The organism is Mucilaginibacter paludis DSM 18603 (genome assembly GCF_000166195.2).
GTDB lineage: Bacteria > Bacteroidota > Bacteroidia > Sphingobacteriales > Sphingobacteriaceae > Mucilaginibacter > Mucilaginibacter paludis.
Genome location: NZ_CM001403.1, coordinates 3,112,580 through 3,132,773 on the forward strand (window position 1 = coordinate 3,112,580; position 20,194 = coordinate 3,132,773).

Annotated in this window: 16 protein-coding genes and 1 pseudogene; 9 read left to right on the forward strand and 8 right to left on the reverse strand. The window is 43.8% G+C overall.

Going from position 1 to position 20,194, the window contains the following annotated elements; translation table 11 throughout:
* Positions 1-63: 63 nt before the first annotated feature.
* Complete coding sequence (locus MUCPA_RS13065) at positions 64-987, forward strand: SMP-30/gluconolactonase/LRE family protein (RefSeq protein ID WP_008506936.1); 924 nt, start codon at positions 64-66, stop codon at positions 985-987.
* A 290-nt stretch (positions 988-1,277) separates the two neighbouring features.
* On the opposite strand, the gene MUCPA_RS13070 is transcribed toward MUCPA_RS13065, so the two are convergent.
* Both MUCPA_RS13070 and MUCPA_RS13075 read right to left on the reverse strand, forming a co-directional pair.
* Positions 1,278-2,471 (reverse strand): energy transducer TonB family protein, encoded by a 1,194-nt coding sequence (locus MUCPA_RS13070; RefSeq protein ID WP_008506938.1) that lies wholly within the window; start codon positions 2,469-2,471, stop codon positions 1,278-1,280.
* A complete protein-coding gene (locus MUCPA_RS13075; protein WP_008506939.1) occupies positions 2,461-3,033 on the reverse strand; it encodes an RNA polymerase sigma factor in 573 nt (190 codons plus the stop codon). The genes MUCPA_RS13070 and MUCPA_RS13075 overlap by 11 nt, the downstream gene beginning before the upstream one ends.
* A gap of 211 nt (positions 3,034-3,244) precedes the next feature.
* On the opposite strand from MUCPA_RS13075, the gene MUCPA_RS13080 reads away from it, so the two are divergent.
* The gene (locus MUCPA_RS13080; protein WP_008506941.1) at positions 3,245-4,072 is read left to right on the forward strand and encodes an energy transducer TonB; all 828 of its coding nucleotides are present in this window, start codon (positions 3,245-3,247) and stop codon (positions 4,070-4,072) included.
* Between the two features lie 69 nt (positions 4,073-4,141).
* Here MUCPA_RS13080 and MUCPA_RS13085 read toward each other — a convergent pair whose 3' ends face one another.
* On the reverse strand, positions 4,142-4,984 hold the full coding sequence (locus MUCPA_RS13085) for a phosphatidylinositol-specific phospholipase C/glycerophosphodiester phosphodiesterase family protein (RefSeq protein ID WP_008506943.1): 843 nt from the start codon (positions 4,982-4,984) through the stop codon (positions 4,142-4,144).
* Positions 4,985-5,321: 337 nt separating this feature from the next.
* Entirely contained in the window at positions 5,322-5,765 is a 444-nt protein-coding gene (locus MUCPA_RS13090) for a hypothetical protein (RefSeq protein ID WP_008506944.1), read from the reverse strand.
* 299 nt (positions 5,766-6,064) lie between these two features.
* On the opposite strand from MUCPA_RS13090, the gene MUCPA_RS13095 reads away from it, so the two are divergent.
* On the forward strand, positions 6,065-7,282 hold the full coding sequence (locus tag MUCPA_RS13095; protein ID WP_008506945.1) for a TlpA disulfide reductase family protein: 1,218 nt from the start codon (positions 6,065-6,067) through the stop codon (positions 7,280-7,282).
* A gap of 161 nt (positions 7,283-7,443) precedes the next feature.
* On the opposite strand, the gene MUCPA_RS13100 is transcribed toward MUCPA_RS13095, so the two are convergent.
* Positions 7,444-7,782 (reverse strand): phage holin family protein, encoded by a 339-nt coding sequence (locus MUCPA_RS13100; protein ID WP_008506946.1) that lies wholly within the window; start codon positions 7,780-7,782, stop codon positions 7,444-7,446.
* 44 nt (positions 7,783-7,826) lie between these two features.
* Between MUCPA_RS13100 and MUCPA_RS13105 the strand changes: the two genes are divergently transcribed.
* On the forward strand, positions 7,827-8,258 hold the full coding sequence (locus tag MUCPA_RS13105; RefSeq protein WP_008506948.1) for a hypothetical protein: 432 nt from the start codon (positions 7,827-7,829) through the stop codon (positions 8,256-8,258).
* A gap of 50 nt (positions 8,259-8,308) precedes the next feature.
* Here the strand turns inward: MUCPA_RS13105 and rsmA are convergent, their stop codons facing one another.
* The gene (gene rsmA / locus MUCPA_RS13110) at positions 8,309-9,088 is read right to left on the reverse strand and encodes a 16S rRNA (adenine(1518)-N(6)/adenine(1519)-N(6))-dimethyltransferase RsmA (RefSeq protein WP_008506950.1); all 780 of its coding nucleotides are present in this window, start codon (positions 9,086-9,088) and stop codon (positions 8,309-8,311) included.
* A gap of 218 nt (positions 9,089-9,306) precedes the next feature.
* On the opposite strand from rsmA, the gene pdxA reads away from it, so the two are divergent.
* The 4 genes from pdxA (at position 9,307) to MUCPA_RS13125 (ending at position 14,833) form a co-directional block, all read left to right on the forward strand.
* A complete protein-coding gene (pdxA, locus tag MUCPA_RS13115; protein WP_008506952.1) occupies positions 9,307-10,362 on the forward strand; it encodes a 4-hydroxythreonine-4-phosphate dehydrogenase PdxA in 1,056 nt (351 codons plus the stop codon).
* Positions 10,363-10,755: 393 nt separating this feature from the next.
* On the forward strand, positions 10,756-11,949 hold the full coding sequence (locus MUCPA_RS13120) for a DUF5009 domain-containing protein (protein WP_008506955.1): 1,194 nt from the start codon (positions 10,756-10,758) through the stop codon (positions 11,947-11,949).
* A gap of 5 nt (positions 11,950-11,954) precedes the next feature.
* A complete protein-coding gene (locus MUCPA_RS39230) occupies positions 11,955-12,080 on the forward strand; it encodes a hypothetical protein (RefSeq protein ID WP_008506957.1) in 126 nt (41 codons plus the stop codon).
* Positions 12,081-12,259: 179 nt separating this feature from the next.
* A complete protein-coding gene (locus MUCPA_RS13125; protein ID WP_008506959.1) occupies positions 12,260-14,833 on the forward strand; it encodes a M1 family metallopeptidase in 2,574 nt (857 codons plus the stop codon).
* A gap of 15 nt (positions 14,834-14,848) precedes the next feature.
* Here the strand turns inward: MUCPA_RS13125 and MUCPA_RS13130 are convergent, their stop codons facing one another.
* Positions 14,849-17,572 (reverse strand): DEAD/DEAH box helicase family protein, encoded by a 2,724-nt coding sequence (locus tag MUCPA_RS13130; RefSeq protein WP_008506961.1) that lies wholly within the window; start codon positions 17,570-17,572, stop codon positions 14,849-14,851.
* Between the two features lie 169 nt (positions 17,573-17,741).
* Here MUCPA_RS13130 and MUCPA_RS37005 point away from each other — a divergent pair.
* Positions 17,742-18,462, forward strand: a pseudogene (locus tag MUCPA_RS37005) (helix-turn-helix domain-containing protein).
* Positions 18,463-18,736: 274 nt separating this feature from the next.
* Here the strand turns inward: MUCPA_RS37005 and asnS are convergent.
* Complete coding sequence (gene asnS / locus MUCPA_RS13150) at positions 18,737-20,176, reverse strand: asparagine--tRNA ligase (protein WP_008506963.1); 1,440 nt, start codon at positions 20,174-20,176, stop codon at positions 18,737-18,739.
* Between the last annotated feature and the right edge of the window lie 18 nt (positions 20,177-20,194).

The window sequence follows — 20,194 nt, forward strand, 5'->3', positions numbered from 1 at the left end:
TGATGATTTTAGCAAGTATAAATATTCTGTTGTAGCTTAGCAATACAGCATCTGCAAAAGACCATGAATAAATACCTCCGCCTGATTGGCCTCTTATTTTTTTGCCTTACGGCCAATACGGCATCCGCTTATCACAACGGGTGTGATACCGCGCTCCATGCCGATAGCATCCTGGCCAGCGGTGCAGCCCCCCGGTTGATATCCAGCCAATTTAGCTTTACCGAAGGCCCGGCGGTTGACCGGCAAGGAAATATTTTTTTTACGGACCAGCCTAACAACAAGATCTGGGAGTATGATATCAACGGCAAACTCTCTATTTTTTTAGACCCGGCAGGCCGCTCCAACGGAACTTATTTTGACCGGGAAGGCAACCTGATAGCCTGCGCCGATGAGCATAACCAGCTGTGGAGCATTAGCCCTAAAGGCAAAATCAAGGTACTGATCGACCTGTACAAAGGCAAGCACCTGAACGGCCCCAACGACTTGTGGATTGACCGCCGCGGCGGCATTTACCTAACCGACCCATATTATCAGCGCCCCTACTGGCAAAGGCAAGCGCCTGAGCTGGCTGGCGAAAAGGTATATTACCTGCCCAAAGGGAAAAAAGAGCTGCTTGTTGTTGCCGCCGACCTGGTTAAACCCAACGGCATTGTAGGTACACCCGACGGACAATATTTATACGTTGCCGATATTGGAGCCAATAAAACTTATAAATACCATATTGAGCGCAACGGCGAGCTAAGCGATAAACAATTGTTTACCAACCAGGGATCGGACGGGATGACGCTGGATAACCACGGCAATGTTTACCTGTGCGGTAACGGGGTAACAGTTTACAACCCCGCCGGGCAAAAGATATTACACATCCCCATCCCGGCTAAATGGACGGCCAATATTTGTTTTGGCGGCAGGGATAGATCAGTCTTGTTTATTACGGCATCCGAGTCGGTTTATGTTTTGCCTACTTTGGTAAAGGGGGTGGAGTGAGGGGGGGCGTTAGGTGGTAATACTGCACTTTATAGTCGCTCGCATAGAACACACCCCTCCGCCCCTCTCAAGAGGGGAATCGCGCTTTCCATCGCTTTTTTTTATTTATTTTACTGATAATGAGTGCTTTTATTGGGCTCCCCTCTTGAGAGGGGGCGGGCTCGGCAGTGCGGCTGCGGGGGTGTGTTTCGCCCTGCGACGAACTTTGGAAAAATGACAAAATTTCGAGATGGCAATTTTTTTCGAGCTTGATTATTAAGGTGATCATACCACCTCCCTAAGATACACCCCTAAACACTCTTCGCCCGGCGGAACCTTATCTTCAGCTTCAGCTCCTTGCTCTCATCCATTCCTTTCCACTCGGGGCCGTTTAAAACCAGTTCCATCGCCTTTTGGTTCATGGCATCGCTTTTACCCCTGATCACCCGGATGCCCTTGATGCTGCCGTCGGCACTTACCTTGAAAGCCAGTTTCACGCGGCCGGTTTCGCCATCAGGCATTACGGCATTCTTCCTTAAATAATCGCGGAATGCTTTCCATCCCATTAAGGGGTGACTCTGATGGCTGGGCTTGTCGTCGTCCACATATCCCGGAACAGATACCGTGGCCAGTTCGGTAGCGCTTTCTTTCAGTACCACCTTAATGCTATCGGTATTATTTAACGGTACCTGCCTGGTTTCGTATCCCGCGTAAGCAATACTTAAAGTGCCTTGTGCGGGTAGTTCGGTAATGGTGAATGCGCCATTGGCATCGGTGACAGCAGTAAGCGGCGTTCCCTTTACCGCAATTTTAACACCCGATAAGGCATGCCCGGTTGGGTCGGTTATTATACCGCTGATCTTTTTATCAACGGGCTTAACCGGCACCGCTGGTGCTGTGTTCTGTATCTCCAGGCTCTGCGCTCGGTTGGCAAGCACCTGTGCTATCGTTTGTGCAGGCTGATCAGTGGTTTCTGCATGACCCGCAGTTGCGCCGTTAGCATTCAGTTTTGTTTTATGCTGATGGGACGCAATACGCTGCGTTGCTGCCGGGTTTTCCTTTACAGGTGCTGTTTCTGTTTGGATTTCCTTTACTATCTGTGTGTTTGCCTGGCTGGCTGGTTGTTGCTGCTTATCAACAACAGGTTTGTCATTTTCAATTTTATGAAGTGTTTGGGCTATAGGCGCCTTTGGCTCATCATTCCGCGGCAAAAACCAAATCAAACCGATGCTCAGCGCAATTAATACCGATGCGGCAATAGGCAATATGCGCCATAAAACCAGGCTGCGCCTTTCGGTTGGGTTAACCCGTTCATTAAAAAGGTCCTTAATTTCCTCCAGATTGGCCTCCTGATCTGCACCTATTATATCATACCCTTCCAGTGCGTCCATTAAAAACGGATCGTTCTGCGCCTCTTTTTCCAGCGCATGCATCTCCTTAGCGTTAAGCTCGCCGTTAAGATACTTTTTAATTTGCTGCGATATGTCGGTTTTATTAACGCTCACGATTTTTCTCTAAACAGATCTTTAAATTTCTTTTGCCATTTTGTATATAACTCTTTACCTCGTTTAAGCTGTAGCCCGTATGCTCTGCAATCTCTTTATAACACTTTTCGTCAAGGTAAAACATATTTACCGTTAATTTTTGCGCCGGGGGCAGTTTTTCTTTACAACGCTCCAGCGCAGCCAAATCGTCTTGCAGGGCCTCATATTCAGGATGCAAATCTACAGCCAATTCCATAACGCCATCTAAACTTTCCTGTTCCCATTTTTTTTCCGAGCGTAATTGCATCAGGCAGTAGTTGCGACTAAGCGTATACAGCCAGCTTTTAAACTGTTTAATATCGTAGCGGTTAACCTTGGCCAGCAGCTCCTCAAATATCTGCATTACAGCATCCTTACTCAGCTCCTCGTCCTTTAAATATTTAAGGCACACCCCGTAAACCAGGCTCATGTAGCGCTCATACAAACGGGCAAGCACAGCCAGATCGCCGGTTTCGCGATAGTTCCGCAGCAGTGTATCATCATCTGCTTCAACCGGTTTTCTGGAGCTTTTTAAAAACTTCATGTTGAGGTGTAAAATATATTTTTTTTATGGCTTATGGAAATCGGCTTTCGGCCTGCATCTTAATTACAAACAGCAGCCAATATGAGCACACCAATTCGCATTAATAATGATACCTGAAAGCATCAACCAACGCCTTTAAGCTATAGATGCGCTACAGGCCCTCAATTGCATAATTAGTAAACAAAAATTTATCACTTAATACATCAAAATCATGTTAGGATCAAATATCGACATCATGCGCTCACAGTGGATAGATGTCGTTTTTAAAGACAGAAACCAGGCCTACGGCGCCTACGAGTTACGCCGCGAAAACTCACGCAATACCAACAAGGCATTATTGATTGCCGCATCGGTATTTGTGTTGGTGCTATCTGTACCCACTATTGTTAATATCATCAGCGGCTTTATCCCCAAAGCCGATCCACCTTATCGCAGCATAGAAGTTAATATAACGCCGCCGCCGCCAATAGAGCAACAAATAACACCGCCACCCGTGCAGCAAAAAATAGTACAGTCGCAACACGATATGGTGCGTTTTCCGCCGCCAATTGTTAAGCCAGACAATGAAGCACGCGATGAACCGCCAACAGATACCAAATTGATTGATACCGATCCCGGCCCGCAAACCATGAAAGGCAACCCGGGAGCCGATATTGTAATTGACGAAAAAGTTGGCCCTAAAGTAATGGAGGGTGTTACAGAGGCTTCGGATGAGAAAACAATATTTATCACTACAGAAGTTAACCCCTCATTCCCAGGCGGCGAAGCCGCATTCGGTAAATTTCTACAAAACCACATCCGCTACCCGGCCATAGCTAAAGAAAACGGCGTACAGGGCCGCGCATTTATCCAGTTTGTGGTAGAGCGAGATGGCAGCCTAACCGACATGAAAATTTTACGCGACCCGGGCAGCGGCTTGGGCGAAGAAGCCGTTCGGGTGTTAAAAAGCTCGCCACATTGGTCGCCGGGGATACAAAACGGCAGACCCGTTCGGGTACAATATACCGTACCGGTAAATTTCAGCCTGGCAGCAGATTAACCTCATCTATATCTCAGATCAACGTCTCCGGGGCAGCTCCGGGGGCGTTTTTTATTTGGCCTGCATGCGCTAATCCGCCTTAGCGTAATTCTGATGTTCGGTAAGCAGAAACTTTTTAAGCTCAGCTAACTGATCGGTATTAATCAGGTCGACACCGCAATCCAGCAACTCTTTCCAAACCACCGGGTTCTCCGGCGAAGCCCATAACCGTACCCTTTTACCAAATTTGTGAGCAAGCATCACGTAACCGCATAAACGCTGCCGCTCGTTGAACGGGATATTGCCCTTGCCCGTCCATTTTAACAGGCGCGAATATTTGCAGCTGGCCGTCTGGTATACATTGGCGGTTAGCGTATCCTGCTTAACCTGCATTAAATCCTCATCAATAAATGCCAACCGGCTTTGCTGCGCCTTTAAGGTATCGTAAGGTTTGTGCCCCGTAATTACCACGGTTACCTGCCGCTGGGTAAACTTTCCGTTTTCGTAACCCGATAACATAGGGCGGTATTTTTCGAGCAGTACCTGCAACTGCGCATAGGTTTTCTCCGCGCCCGATTTAATGTCAATCATCAGCAACATCGGGTAAGGTACCGTGCTAATCATTTTGTTATTACCGTTAAAAAAATCCTGCAAGGGTTTAAGGTAAGTGCCCTCCAAATTGCGCTTGCGGGTAAGCACCGGCAAAATATGGGCAACAATCAGCTTGCCATGCCTTAAATAAATATCGGCCTCCACCTGTGTAAAGCCGTTATCCAGGGCATCGTACAAGGGGTGTTTGTGCCAGTAATCGTTATGGGCGAAGGCGTTGGCTAAAGGAATATTCTGAGGGTGAGCGCCCTGGCCGATCATCACCAGCAGCAGGCTTATTACAATTAATCTCTGGTGCTTAAGGCAAAACATTGCTGTGTGCATCTTAAATTATTTACACAAATATAATTGCCTGGTATTGCTCGTGTATTAGCGCATTGTAAAGGAATTGTCTGTTAGGTAATTGTTTAGCATTTGAAGAGAGGGGCTATACGGCATACCCGGCGGTGAGAGATTTGGCAACTTTTTAAAAGTTGCCAAATCTAAAAGTCTCGCTTTCTTTTTGGGGCGTTGCCTCCGGCCCGCGCTATCCGCTCATACAGCGCAGGGCCTTAGCCACAAGGCCGGTATCCGCTTCTATCGCTAACGCTGGTTATTGATTGAGTTTTGAATGATTGATTTAGTGTTAGTCAATCGAAGAAAAACCAAAAGGGCTGAATAATTAGTTATTTTTATTTATCCTGAACTCGCTATTATTGTTGCCAAAAGGCCGGTCACCTATCCAAAGATTGTATTTTTTTGAATATAATGAGAGTCCCTTCATCATTTTAGTATCCAAAGTTTTACCTGCAATTTTAATGTACATAACCATAAAAACATGGTAATACATTCTATAGTAATCAATTTTTATAAGATGTGAGTCTCCAATAGTATTAAAAATCCGTACCATCTCCACATAATCACTTGGTGTAAACTTCGCCCAATCGCTCATTTGTTTAATATAATTTGATACCTTATTATCAAATTCAACCTTAGTAATCGGAATACCAACTGTGGTATCATTTTCACTAATATATCGACTGGAGTCCTGTCCCTGTCCCCTTGCAATGGTGATATTGATTAAAAAGGCTCCGATAAAGAACAAAATGTATCTGCATATTTTCATTGTAATACTATAAATAATTTATTTATGTTTCAGCTCGCTCATTGCATCTGGTATTTCCAGGGGAATTTAAAATTTATTCATGAAAGAATAATATACCATTCATCTTTTTCAGCAAAGCAAACAAATTCCCCATGCCGTAGTATTTTATTACATTAAAACGAATTGTTAATCCGCACTTTGGCCTATCTTCATGGTTATAAATTAATAGAGCAGTTAACATTAAAATTGATCAGTAAAACACTTTGCATAGCACAGCAGGATTAATTTTCGACCATTTTTTAATATTTTGTTTATCACACATGAAAAAATCACTGGCCATCATCGCCTTCTTGATCATCAGCGTTCAAATAACCTTCGCCCAGGGCAAACTGCTTAACGGCATCTGGCATGCATCCATTAAAACAGCATCCGGAAAATTAATCCCTTTTAATTTTGAGATCAAAGGAGTTGATAAAAAGCAAATGGCTATTTTAAATGGCGATGAGCATTTCCAAGTGCCCGACGTAAAAATCCAGTCGGATTCGGTATTGGTGCATCTGCCGCTGTTTGATTCGGAGTTGAGGCTGGCTTTTGACGGCGCCAACCTAAAAGGCTATTGGATAAGGCATCTGCCCCAAAAAGATTTAAAGCTCGAATTTGCCGCGCAACCCGGCGAAAGCTACCGCATGATTAAAAACCCGGCAAAGCCATTGTTTAATATTGAGGGGCGCTGGTCGGCCATATTTGCCAGCGGCGATACTACCGTAGCCGAATTGAAGCAGCAGGGCGCCCGTTTAACCGGCACCTTTTTAACCACCACCGGCGATTACCGCTACCTGGAAGGCATTGTTGCTGCCGATAGCCTATACCTATCGTGCTTTGACGGCGGACACGCTTTTTTATTTACTGCCAAAATAAACGATAACCATACTTTAAGCGGTGGAAAGTTTTATGCAGGTTATAGCGGGATAGACCAGTGGTTTGCCAACAAAAACGATAATGCCAAATTGCCCGATGCCTACTCGTTAACGGCGTTGAAGCCCGGCTACAAAAAGATTGCCTTTACCTTTACCGACCTGAATGGCAAAAAGGTGAGCCTAAGCGATGCGCGCTTTAAAAACAAAGTGGTGATATTGCAAATTATGGGATCGTGGTGCCCCAATTGTATGGACGAAACCGCCTATATGGTTAACTTTTATAAAAAGTACCAGCCCAAAGGGGTTGAAGTAATTGGCCTGGCCTACGAGCGTACTACCGATTTTGAGCGATCAAAGAAAAGCCTGTCATCATTAAAAGCCCGTTTTAATGTTCCTTACCCCATCCTGGTAACAGGCTATACCAATGATAAAGGCGAACCGGCTAAAAGCCTGCCCATGCTGGCTAACTTTTTAGCTTTCCCTACCACTATCATTATTGATAAAAAGGGCGACGTACGTAAAATACACACCGGTTTTAGCGGCCCCGGTACCGGTAATTACTACGCCGAGTTTATTAACGAGTTTGAAAAACTGAACGACGATTTACTGGCCGAAAAATAAGGTGTTTGAGGTGGGAGCCCTGAGCCGGGAGTCTCGAGCCCGGAGTCATGAGTCATTTTTTGAGTCTTGACTCGTGGCTGACGACTCAAGACTCAGAACTAACTCATTATTTTTTGACTCTTGACTCAAGACTCAGTGCTCCCGACTCCAAACCAATCCAACTAATTTTTCTCCACCGTATGGAAAAGCATTTTCAATACCGCTAACACAATGGCGAATAGTGCTGCACTAAAAAAGCCCCTTACGTAAAAGCCATCTAACAGGTGGCTCACCAGTAATACCATACATACGCTGATAATAAACGATATTAGCCCGAGTGTTAAAAAGTTAAGCGGAAAGGTTAATACGCGTAATACCAAACCAATAGTGGCATTTACTAAGGCCAGTAAAATGCCGGCAACTACTGCAGTAAAATAGCCGTTAACATGTACGCCGGGTAAAATATGGGCAGCAATTACAATGGCCAGCCCGGTTAATAATATTTCGAGTATAAATTTCATGGTTGTATATTTGAGACTACAATTTTAGTAAAAGCTTTTATTATATGCGGTGGCTTTACCTTTGTTTTTTTCTGTTAGGTTGCGCCGCCTGTAATAGCCCATCGGCAACGCCGCCTAATCCATTTACCATCCACCTGAGTAAAGATTCTCAAAGTGTTTACATCCGCGGCTTAGATTACGCTGCATTGCAGCAACTTAAAAAGGATACGCTTACGCGCGATGCCTGGCAAAGTCTGTTCCCGGTTTACAGTATGCCTGCCGATACTACTATGAAAGATTTTCAACAGGAGCAACCCGGTACCTATACCGTGGGCGATAGTGCCGTCAACTTTAAACCCGATACGGCATTTAAAAAAATGCAGCTATACTTTGTTCGGTTTTATGGTAATAATTCTGCAATCAGCACCTTAAAGCTTCTGCAAAAAAAAGCGAATTTAAAGGGACCTCAGTATATCGAAGCGGTATTCAAATTTTAGATGGTGCTCAACAAAAAAAAAGCTTTTAAAAGAAAACTTTGAAACGGTCTTTATCTTTCGGCGCTCACCTTGTTGGTTAGCGTAACAAAATCAGCCACACTTAATCGCTCGGCGCGGAGATCAAGCAAAGGGTCGTCGGTTATTTTTTCTTTGGGTATTACCGATGATATGGCGTTTCTTAATGTTTTGCGGCGCTGGTTAAACCCGGCTTTCACCAGTTGCCAAAAAAGTTTCTCGTCGCAGTTAAGCTCTGGTGTATCATTCCGCGTTAAACGGATCACAGCCGAAAGTACCTTAGGCGGCGGGTTAAAAACACCGGCCTTTACGGTAAATAAATATTCAACTTTATAATAGGCCTGCAAAAATACGCTGAGGATGCCATACTCCTTACTGCCGGGCTTAGCCGAGCAGCGTTCGGCTACCTCTTTCTGAAACATGCCCACAACCTCTAAAACCTGCTGGCGGTTATCCAGCACCTTAAATAAAATTTGTGAAGATATGTTATAAGGGAAATTGCCGATGATGGCAAAAGGGCTGGTAAAGGTTTTGCCGAAATCCATCTCCAAAAAATCGGCATTGATTAACCGGCTGCCCAGTTGCGGGTATTTTTTCTGAAGAAATTGGTAGCTCTCCGTATCGATATCGATCAGGTAGGTTTGGTAATCGGTTTTTTGGAGCAAAAAGTCCGACAGGATGCCCATTCCAGGCCCAACTTCCAGCACCTGTGTGTAGTTACCATGCAGTTTAAGGCTGTTCACAATCTTTTCGGCAATGTTTTTGTCTGTTAAAAAGTGCTGACCAAGATGTTTTTTCGCCCTTACGATGCTCATTATTAATTTTTAAACTTAACGCAAATAACGTCATATTTGTGCTTTGTTCAGATAATGGGCATAAAAATGTTTTATTTGTATTTTGGAGAGGTTACGGCTATGCCAAATACAGCGTACAAATCATTGATGAAATCACAACGCAATCGGTGAAATCATAATTAAATATAATCGGTGAAATCACAATACAATAGTGAAATCATCTATATATCATAAACAACATGAGCGAGAAATTAAAAATAGGTATCAGCATAGGCGACGTAAACGGGATAGGACTTGAGGTGATTATTAAAACGCTTTCTGATCCTAAAATATTAGATTATTGCACTCCCATCGTTTACGGCCATACCAAGGTAGCATCTTTTCACCGCAAGGCCTTAAACCTGAGTGATTTTAGCTTCAACGTGGTGGCCGCGCCCGACCAGGTTAACCCCAAACGCGCCAACCTGATTAATTGCTGGGAAGAGGATGTTAAGATAGAACTGGGCCAATCAACCGCAAACGGTGGTAAATATGCTTTCCTGTCGTTAGAGAAAGCCGTTACCGATTTGGTTGCAGGCAGTATTGATGCCCTGGTTACCGCGCCCATTAATAAGCACAATATCCAAAGCGACAGCTTTAATTTTGCCGGCCATACCGAATATTTACAGGAACGCGCAGGCGGCCAGGATTCGTTGATGTTTTTAGTAAGTGACGATTTAAAGGTTGGCGTGGTTACCGGCCATATCCCCGTAGGCGAAATTGCTCAGAAGATTAATATCAATGGCATTGTTTCTAAGCTTAAGCTGATGAACGAGAGCCTGAAAAAAGATTTCTGGATACGAAAACCCAAGATAGCCGTATTGGGCCTTAACCCGCACGCCGGCGATAACGGCCTGATTGGATCTGAAGAGCAGAACGTTATTACCCCTGCCATTAATGAGGCCCAAGCCCTGGGCATACTCGCTATGGGCCCTTATGCTGCCGACGGCTTTTTTGCCAATGGCTCTTATTTAAAGTTTGATGCCGTATTGGCCATGTATCACGATCAGGGCCTGATTCCTTTTAAACAAATAGCTTTTGAGAACGGTGTTAATTTTACCGCTGGCCTTAACATTGTGCGTACCTCGCCAGACCATGGCACGGCCTACGATATTGCCGGAAAAAACAAAGCATCCGAAATTTCTTTCCGTGAGGCTTTGTTTTCTGCTATTCATATTGTAAAACACCGCAGGGAATCAGCCGAGTTACAAGAAAATACTTTGGTATACGCCAAATTGAGCAGAGACAGGGATTAGATTTTTACCGGGCCTGAAATAATGCCATTACGTTAAATAGATTTTTTCACGGAGAGGTACAAAGTGTTTTATCCTCATGGTTAGCATTTTGTGCCTTTGCGTGAGCACATTGCCATTTTTATAGCAAGCCATTCCTAAGTTGATGGCGTTGTAGCCGCAGTTAGGCTTTTGCTTCCCACTATATTATTGATTTTCGGCCACTTATTTGCGCCTTTGCATGCTTGTGAGGAGTGGATCATCTGTCTTCGCCTACCTGTCAAATTAAAAAAAAACAGCCTACCCTTAAAAAAATCTTCACTATTAAGTTGTTTTCTTCGGCACTATACTGACTTTTTCGTCGTTCTTGCATATTAGTTAAAACAATTGCCTCAAATAGTATATTAAAGTTAACTAATGAGTTCAAAATTTATAAATCGCGTTCACTCCATTGATATTTTCAGAGCCGTTACCATGTTTCTCATGATTTTTGTGAACGACATTGACGGCGTTCCCGGGGTGCCAGAATGGATTAAACATGCAGGCGAACGAACGGATGGCCTGGGTTTAGCCGATATTGTTTTCCCTGCTTTCTTGTTTATCGTAGGCCTTTCCATACCTCATGCCATCCAAAGCCGCATCAGCCGCGGCGATAGCAAAACCAAAATAGCTGCATATATCGTTATGCGTGCTTTAGCGCTCATCTTCATCGGCTTTATCCACGCCAATATGGAAACCTACAGCGACACTGCCGTAATAGCCCAGCCCTGGTGGGAGATCCAGATCACGCTTAGTTTCTTTTTAATATGGATAGATTATCCTAAACATACCCCGCGCCTGCTGAGCTATAGTTTACGCGGCGCAGGTTTTATATTGTTGATTGTGATGTGCGCACTGTATAAAGGTGGTACCGCCGAAGCGCCCACCTGGCTGCACTTTACATGGTGGGGTATATTAGGGCTTATAGGCTGGGCCTACCTGATGTGCGCGCTTATTTACCTTTACTCGGATGGCGAACTGTATGTATTGGTTGCCGCATGGATCTTTTTCCTGCTCTTTAACCTCGACTTTCATTTCGGCTGGCTTAACTTTTTAAACGGCACACAAAATTATATCGGCTTGGCCGGTAATGGGGCCATGCAGGCGTTTACGGCTTCGGGGCTGGTTATTTCTGTGCTGTATAACCGCTTTACCCATAACCGGCAGCCCAAGCTTATCTGGGTGGCGCTGTTCCTGCTGTCTATCATCCTGTTCAATATGGGCTTTATAGTCCGGTTTTTCAGCGGAGGTATTTCAAAGGCTAACGATACCCCATCCTGGGTGATGATCTGTACCGCTATCAATATCATAGCCTATGGGGCATTTATGTTCCTGATGGATATGAAAGGCAAAACTGGCTGGTTCGATGCCATTAAACCCGCCGGAACCAGCACTTTAACCTGCTACTTGCTACCCTTTTTATTTTACCCCTTGTACCAAATGACCGATATAGGTTACCCCGATTTTTTAACCCACGGTACCGGCGGACTCATCAAATGCCTCATATTTGCCTTCCTGATGGTTTGGCTGGCTGGGGTACTTGAGAAAAAACATGTACGACTAAGATTGTAAAATATATGGGTAGTGAAATTGAATTTAAATTGGGGCTACGATGGTGGCTGCCTGAAATTGTTTCTGCCGAAGTAATGGAAGGCGGCAATTCGGCCAGCCGGATGAATGTGCTACTGTCGTGTCAACGATAAATGTCGGATATCGTTGAGCTAAAGTTATTAATGATCAATTAGGAATGCCGAATTTTGACTCAAGACTCCGGACTAAGTACTCGTGACTTAACACTACCAGTGGGATCATGGCTCGTTTCTGCACTGTCGCCAAAAAAAGATTCACTATTTCCCTTTAAACCGCTATTTTGGCTTTACAAATGAAGTTATCTAAAATAAGTGCGTTACTTGTGCTTTTCCCGCTGTTAAATTATGCGCAACAAAGCAAGCCTGATACCATCATCCCGGTACAAAACGGGGTTTCGTCGGCTCTTGCTGTTTACCGGGCCCAGGTTTTGAGCGAGGTTAGCTATGCATTAAAATTTACTATTCCGGCGGATAAGAGCGAACTGATCCCCGCCTCGGAAGATCTGCAGTTTAAGCTAAGCGATGTATCCGGTGGCTTACAAATAGATTTTAAGCAAAAAGCCGACCGTATACAACAGGTTACCGTAAACGGAAAACAGATACCGGTTAGCCATAGTAATGAGCATTTAATTATCGCGGCACAATACCTTAGCAAAGGGACCAATCAAATCCATGTGGCTTTTATGGCGGGTAGTTCGTCATTAAACCGTAACAACGATTTTTTATACACACTTTTGGTGCCAGATCGTACCCGTACGGTTTTTCCGTGCTTTGATCAACCAGACCTGAAAGCCACTTTCAAATTAACTTTAAACGTTCCGGGTGGCTGGCAAGCGGTAGCCAACGGCCCCTTAAAGGATTCGGTAACGGAAGCGAACGGCAGCAAAACGTACCGTTTTTCGCCTTCAGATAAAATCAGTACTTACTTGTTCTCGTTTGTGGGCGGTAAGTTTTTCCACACGCAACAACAGGTAAAGGGCCGCGACATCAACTTTTACTACCGCGAAACCGATACTGCGAAACTAAAAAGCAGCATTAACCCGGTTTTTAATATCCAGGCTGACGCTATTCAGTTTATGGAGAGCTATACCCAGATCAAGTATCCGTTTCAAAAGTTTGATTGTATCGGTATTCCCGATTTTCAATACGGTGGTATGGAGCACGTAGGTGCCATTCAGTATAAAGCATCTACCTTGTTTTTAGACGAAAGTGCGCCACAGGATCAGTTGATTGCCCGGTCTAACTTACTTTCGCACGAGACGGCGCACATGTGGTTTGGCGATCTGGTAACCATGCGCTGGTTTAACGATGTATGGATGAAAGAGGTGTTTGCCAACTTTATGGCAGATAAGATTGGCAACATCACCCTGAAAAACAATAATTACGACCTTAAATTTTTAACCGACCATTATCCCGCCGCCTATGGTGTTGACCGCACAACCGGTGCTAACCCGATCCGTCAACAACTGGATAACTTACAGGATGCGGGCTCCATGTACGGTAATATTATTTACCACAAAGCGCCTATTATGATGCGCCAATTGGAACGCCTGATGGGCCCCGAAGCTTTTAAGGATGGCCTGCGCGAATATCTTAAAAAGTATGCTTACGGTAACGCATCCTGGCCCGACTTGATTGCTATACTTGATGCCCGTACACCGGTAGATCTGCAAGCATGGAACAAGGTTTGGGTAAACCAACCTGGCAGGCCGCTGTTTAGCTATCAGCTTAAAACCAGCGGGCAAAAAATAGCCAGCCTGGTAATTAATCAGAAAGGCGAGGATGGCAGCAACCGCGTGTGGCCCCAGTATTTTGAAATAACCCTGGTTTATGCCGACCATATGGAAGTGCTGCCGGTTAACATGAACCAGGCAAGTGTGAACCTCAAAATAGCACAGGGAAAACCGGCTCCTGCAGCTGTTTTATTTAACTCCAGCGGCGAAGGTTACGGCGTATTTCCGGTAGATAAAAAATCGATTGATGGTTTGCCGTTGCTTAAAAGTTCGCTCAGCCGTGCCTCGGCCTATATCAACCTCTACGAAAATATGCTTAACGGATTGGCCATATCCCCGGCTGGTTTATTAAAATTTGACGAGGATGCGCTACTAAAGGAAACTGAAGAATTGAACATCAATATTTTACTCGATCAGCTCAGCTCGGCCTTTTGGCGCTTTACACCACGAGCCCAATGGAACGGCCAGGCGCCCGGTATTGAAAGCGCTTTATGGCAGGCGATGCAACAGGCCAATACCGCCAATGTAAAAAAGCAGCTCTTTAAAACCTACAGCAGTATAGCGCTGACCCCAACCGCGCAAGACAGGCTTTTTGAAATATGGAAAAAAAAGCAGGAACCCGCCGATATCAAGTTAACCGAAGATGATTATATTGGTTTAGCAACCACGCTGGCTATCCGTAATTATGCCGGTTACCAGGAGATATTAAATGAACAGCTTGCCCGGATACAAAATCCCGACAGGAAATTGCGCTTGCAGTTTTTAATGCCGGCCTTATCCAATAACGTAGCCGAGCGCGATTCCTTTTTCGAGACGTTAAAAGAAGCTAAAAACCGAAGTAAAGAAGCCTGGGTAACAACAGCACTTTCGTACCTGCACCATCCTTTACGTACCGAAGCCTCCGAGAAATATTTGCCGCAAAGCCTTAATTTGTTAGCAGAGATACAACTCACCGGTGATATATTTTTTCCGCAAAGCTGGTTGCAGTCTACGTTTAACTGGTACCAATCCCCGTCGGCAGCGGCAACTATCCGGCAGTTTTTAGCTAACAACCCTAATTATAATCCGAAGCTAAAAGCTAAAATTCTGCAATCTGCCGATAATGTTTTCAGGGCGGAGAGGTTGGTGAAGTAGAAGCGGGGATGTAGGTTACTTCCACTTACTAATCCGCTCTGCATTGTTATCTAACTGCGAGGCCAATGATTTAATCCGCGACTTTAATAATAGTTGCCGTCCTTCAATCGTCCGTGTAAAAATTAGTTCACATGGCCCAACATGATTTGCCCATTCCTGCTCAAAATAAAGAGCAAGGGTTTTGTTGCGACCGATAATTTCGGGCACCGAATGAAAATCGCGTTGTTTGATAAAATACATCAATAGGTTTTTCCTGATGATCACATACCTTGGATTGTCAATGGGTTCGATTATCTCTTGCAGCATGCCGATAAACGCTGATCTTTCAAAGGCCGTCCCTCCGTCCAGATGGCAATAAACCGAGCCGTAATCATCAACAGATGCCTCTACATTTAGTTCCTGGGGATTGGTTCTGATCACTTTCGCATTGATCATCGTGTATAGCAACGCGTTTCCAATTTGTTGTATATCTTTTGAAATGTCCCGGTATTTAATGTACAGCCTGAATGCTTTAAATGCCAAACGGCCAAAAATCAGAATGCCAATAACAACAAATATTGTAAGATAAATATACAAGTCGTCAAGCGTTTTCATATACCTGGCATTCTTGGAAAGAGATTGTAGCATTTCAAAAACATATTCTAAAAAACCGAAGCCCAGCGCAGTTAATAAATTCGCAATAGTCTTGTTAAGATAAAGGCTTTTGGCCGCCCTATACTCCCGATTTTCTCCAAATGGTATTTTAATCTCTTCCGTTAAATTCACACCATTCTCCAAAGCTTTTCTCCAGTAATCTTTCAGCGCTTGTCTATTGCCGGCATATTGGATGGTTTCGGCATTCTTACTGGCAATGTTTTCTTTCCGTTGCAGGCCACCGGAAATATTTAGTCTGCCAATGCCATTTTCAATCACAAAGTCGTCTTTTACTGAGATACCGACAAAGCTTTTGAATCTTCTTTTGAGCATATCAAAATCTTCTCCACCAGTAGCAGATGTTGGGTCGATACAGCACAGATGCCAAATATTGCCCGTTTTATTTAAATTGCCATTTTGAGTTCTGATGGCCCTTCCGCGCATCTGATTGGAGAGCACAAATGAGCCAACAAAGCTTGCTAAAATCAAAGAGTTAATGGCAGGAGCGTCCCAGCCTTCGCCTAATAATGATTTTGTGCCTATCAATACCTGTATTTCACCTTGTTGAAACACTTCAGTAATCATATTAACGATGTCATTTTTCAGTTGCTCACACTCTTCTATCAGGATATAATCACCATCAAACGGAACCGGCGTATGTTTAATATTGCTTAAGCCACAATGCTCTGCCCTTTCGTGAAACAGATTGAATGCAGTTTGTGGAATAATGACTACAGAACCTGTTAAAACGCCAATTTTGATAGCGTCACTATTTTCGCGGCGTAATTTTTCAAAAATGGTGATGACACCAATTTTATTCAGTTCGAACGTGTTTTCAAGTTTGTCGGCGTAAAACTCATTTCGGATAAAATCCGTTAAGATTACAAGGCGGAGCGTTTGCCCAAGTTGTTGATGTTCAAAATCAACTATTTGTTTAATGCTGTTTAACTTACTAATGCTTGATGTTAATGCACTGGTAATTCGCTTATTTTGTGAAAAACTAATCTGGCGTTTGTCGATGGCACCAAATCTTCGCAACTTATTCTCAATATTTTTTTGATGCTCTTCAAAGGCTCTAAAATGGGTTTTCTCCTTCAGTAAATAAAATGCCAACAAAATCTCGGCCCAACTATAATCAAAATCCGGTATCTCAATTGTTGCGTCGCCTATAATTTCAATTTGCGTTTCCGGAATTATTCTTCCCATTGTATTTAAAAAAATCAAACAGGCAGAATAAGATGAAAGGTTGTTGTAAATCCACTCTAAATTTTCTCCGGGATTAATCCAAGCCGGATGGCTTTCGATCGCTCTGCTTAAGGTTTCGTCGTTCTTTATTTCTTCGAAAAGCAGTTCAATTCCTTCTCTAAACTGCGCTATCTGCTGAAATTCATTCTCTGTCGGATGCGATAAATAAACATAGTCCTGATGTGGGCACAAGTCGCCTTCAATAATCAATTCAGGTACAGAAATTTCAACGTCAATCGGTCCGTTCAATTCAAGATACCTTTGCCACTCATTTGGCGTAACATCATAAGGAGGAGTTGCCGTTAAGCCGATAATAACCGGTTTAATGCTATTCTTAATTTTAATAAGTGTTTGCCACCATTCATTTTTTAAATGATGTGCTTCATCAACCACAATAGTTTTGATTTGTTTTTCTTTCAGCCCTGCTATAATGTTTTCCAGGTTGTAATTGGATGAATCGCCAATTTCGTTTTCCGTAATTTCTTCTTCAATATCCGTTTCACTTTCTTCAACTTTCAGATCGTTACAGGCAGCATGCAGCCCCTGATAAGTTACTATTGTTAAGAACTCGGGATGGCGTATATCGCGCGAAACCCAATCAGGAACCATCCCGGTTTGTAGAAACAGGTCACAAAGTTTTTGGATCCATTGGTTTCTGATGGCGATTGTGGGCGCCAAAATCAGGGTAGGCTGATTAATCCTGATGGCAACTTCTATGCCCAACACGGTTTTACCGGAACCGGGTGGAGCAATAACATGGAGATGATTATTTTTTAAGTGTTGATCAAGCCCGTCCAGAACGCGCTGCTGATATTTTCGCCAACTATATTTAAATTTTATGTTCTCCGGAAATACTTTCAAAATCAGATAATTGCTTTAGCATCACAATTTATACATTTTGAAACGGATTATGCAAATAGGGTCACGTCAATTTGATATCGTCGTATAATATTATCCTTTATCATCCAAAACGGATATGATAAAGTATAAGGCAACCTTAACAGAAGCAGAACGGGGATAGCTAACTGCAATAATCAGTAAGGGTTCTCACACAGCCCAACAATATCGCAATGCTTATATTTTATTGAATTGCGATGAAAGTGGACTTGGGGAAAAGATCATCAACGAAGAAGTTAGCCGTGTGTTAAAAGTAAGCATGCGGATGATAGATCGGGTTAAGCAACGTTTTGTCGAAGACGGTTTTGAAGCTTGCCTGGACCGCAAACCGATAATCAAAACAAAAGCTAAAAAAATAGACGGTGAAGCCGAGGCACATTTAATAGCATAAGTTGTGGGAAAGCCTCAGAAAGTTTTTCAAAATGGTCGCTACGGCTATTGGCTGATAAAATGGTAGAGTCGAAATATGTTGAAGATATTTCCTATGAAACGATAAGAAAGGTGGTAAAAAAACGAGTTAAATAGCCGACGAATGGTACGGGGAAGCCACAAAAATAACCTGGGCACACATAAACCAGCTGCGTTGTATGAGGGTCTTTGAGCCGAAAGAAGCCAAACGCATAAGAGACAATCTTGAATTTGTTTATACCCCCAAAAATGGCAGGTGGTTGAATATGCCTGAAATAGAGTTAAATGTTTTGATGGGGAGAATTGACAATATCCAAAAGATGCAAAAAGAACTATTGGCCTGGCAAATACACAGGAATAATAAAGAAGCTATCATTAACTGGAAATTTACAAATGACGATGCAAGAATTAAACTCAAATGCCTTTATCCAACAATTTCATCTTGACATGACACTATGGATCTCAAAAAATCAGTGCAATCAAAAAACATTCAAAATCAGTGGTCGAATTCCCGTTTTAGCTGCCCCCCGGGGAAAGAGACCAAAGCTTCTGAAAAATAAAACGAAAATTGTTTATAATCAATGGCTACAAATACTTAAATCTTTAAATATCATCCAATTATGTAACAACAACCTACCCTGCCCCACATCAAAAAAAATGAGCGCATAAAATGCGCTCAAAAAATCAGTGTAATCAAAAAAATCATCTAAAAATCAGTGGTCAAAATTCCGCTGTTTTAGGTGCCCTCGGGAAAGGGATCACATCCCTGATATTGCCCATACCGGTCACAAACAACACCAAACGCTCAAAGCCCAAACCAAAACCGGCATGCTGGCAGGCGCCAAAGCGGCGGGTATCCAAATACCACCAAAGCTCATCCTTAGGGATGCCCATTTCGTCCATCCGTTGTTCCAGCTTGTCAAGGCGCTCTTCCCTTTGCGATCCGCCTACAATCTCGCCAATACCGGGGAAAAGGATATCCATGGCGCGTACCGTTTTACCGTCGTCGTTCTGGCGCATGTAAAAAGCTTTGATCTCTTTAGGGTAGTCGGTTAATATCACCGGCTTTTTAAAATGTTTTTCAACCAGGTAGCGCTCGTGCTCGCTTTGCAGGTCGGTTCCCCAGCCCTCCACCAGGTATTGGAATTTCTTCTTTTTGTTGTGAGGTGAGTTCCTCAATATCTCAATCGCCTCGGTATAAGTTAAGCGCTCAAAATCATTATCCAGACAAAACTGAAGCTTCTCAACCAGGTTCATCTCCGAACGTTCCTGCTGCGGTTTCGATTTTTCTTCTTCCAGCAAACGCTGACTTAAAAATTCAATATCCTCGCGGTTATGCTCTAAAGCATAGCTGATTACGTATTTTAACAGCGCCTCGGCAGTATCCATATTCTCGGCCAGATCGCAAAAAGCCATCTCGGGCTCAATCATCCAAAACTCGGCCAGGTGGCGGGTAGTATTGGAGTTTTCGGCGCGGAAGGTAGGGCCGAAGGTATAAATATCGCTCAGCGCCATCGCGCCAAGCTCGCCCTCTAACTGGCCTGATACGGTTAAGTTGGTAGCCTTGCCAAAAAAATCCTGCTTAAAGTCAATCTCCCCGCTTTCCGTAAGTGGTGGCTTGGCAGGGTCTAAAGTAGTTACCCGGAAGGTTTCGCCGGCCCCTTCAGCATCCGAAGCGGTAATCACAGGCGTATGTAGGTAAACAAAACCGCGTTCCTGGAAAAAACGATGTACCGCGAATGATAAGGCATTACGCAGGCGGAATACCGAACCAAAGGTATTGGTACGGAAACGCAGGTGTGCTATCTCGCGCAGGTACTCCAAACTTGGTCGGTTTTTTAATTGCAGCGGATATTTCTCGGGGTCGCAGTCGCCCAATACTTCGATCACCGATGCGGGTATTTCCACCTTTTGGCCCTGGCCTAAAGATTCGCTGAGTATCCCGCTTACACTAATGGCCGCACCAACGGTAATCCGTTTTAGTAAGGCAGGGTCGGTATTTTCAAAATCAACTACAATTTGGATGTTATTATTGGTAGAACCATCATTTAAAGCTATAAAACGGTTTTGACGGAATGCGCGTACCCACCCCATAACAGTTACCTCCATACCGGTTTGTTCGCCGGTTAACAGTGCCTTAATTTTAGTTCTTTTACTCATTGTAATCTATATTTATTA

Excerpts from the sequence above, each read along its gene's own strand:
- MUCPA_RS13065 (WP_008506936.1), top strand. The coding sequence starts at position 64 with ATGAATAAATACCTCCGCCTGATTGGCCTCTTATTTTTTTGCCTTACG.
- MUCPA_RS13075 (WP_008506939.1), bottom strand. The coding sequence starts at position 3,033 with ATGAAGTTTTTAAAAAGCTCCAGAAAACCGGTTGAAGCAGATGATGAT.
- MUCPA_RS13080 (WP_008506941.1), top strand. The coding sequence starts at position 3,245 with ATGTTAGGATCAAATATCGACATCATGCGCTCACAGTGGATAGATGTC.
- MUCPA_RS13085 (WP_008506943.1), bottom strand. The coding sequence starts at position 4,984 with ATGCACACAGCAATGTTTTGCCTTAAGCACCAGAGATTAATTGTAATA.
- MUCPA_RS13090 (WP_008506944.1), bottom strand. The coding sequence starts at position 5,765 with ATGAAAATATGCAGATACATTTTGTTCTTTATCGGAGCCTTTTTAATC.
- MUCPA_RS13095 (WP_008506945.1), top strand. The coding sequence starts at position 6,065 with ATGAAAAAATCACTGGCCATCATCGCCTTCTTGATCATCAGCGTTCAA.
- MUCPA_RS13100 (WP_008506946.1), bottom strand. The coding sequence starts at position 7,782 with ATGAAATTTATACTCGAAATATTATTAACCGGGCTGGCCATTGTAATT.
- MUCPA_RS13105 (WP_008506948.1), top strand. The coding sequence starts at position 7,827 with ATGCGGTGGCTTTACCTTTGTTTTTTTCTGTTAGGTTGCGCCGCCTGT.
- rsmA (WP_008506950.1), bottom strand. The coding sequence starts at position 9,088 with ATGAGCATCGTAAGGGCGAAAAAACATCTTGGTCAGCACTTTTTAACA.
- pdxA (WP_008506952.1), top strand. The coding sequence starts at position 9,307 with ATGAGCGAGAAATTAAAAATAGGTATCAGCATAGGCGACGTAAACGGG.
- MUCPA_RS13120 (WP_008506955.1), top strand. The coding sequence starts at position 10,756 with ATGAGTTCAAAATTTATAAATCGCGTTCACTCCATTGATATTTTCAGA.
- MUCPA_RS39230 (WP_008506957.1), top strand. The coding sequence starts at position 11,955 with ATGGGTAGTGAAATTGAATTTAAATTGGGGCTACGATGGTGGCTGCCT.
- MUCPA_RS13125 (WP_008506959.1), top strand. The coding sequence starts at position 12,260 with ATGAAGTTATCTAAAATAAGTGCGTTACTTGTGCTTTTCCCGCTGTTA.
- asnS (WP_008506963.1), bottom strand. The coding sequence starts at position 20,176 with ATGAGTAAAAGAACTAAAATTAAGGCACTGTTAACCGGCGAACAAACC.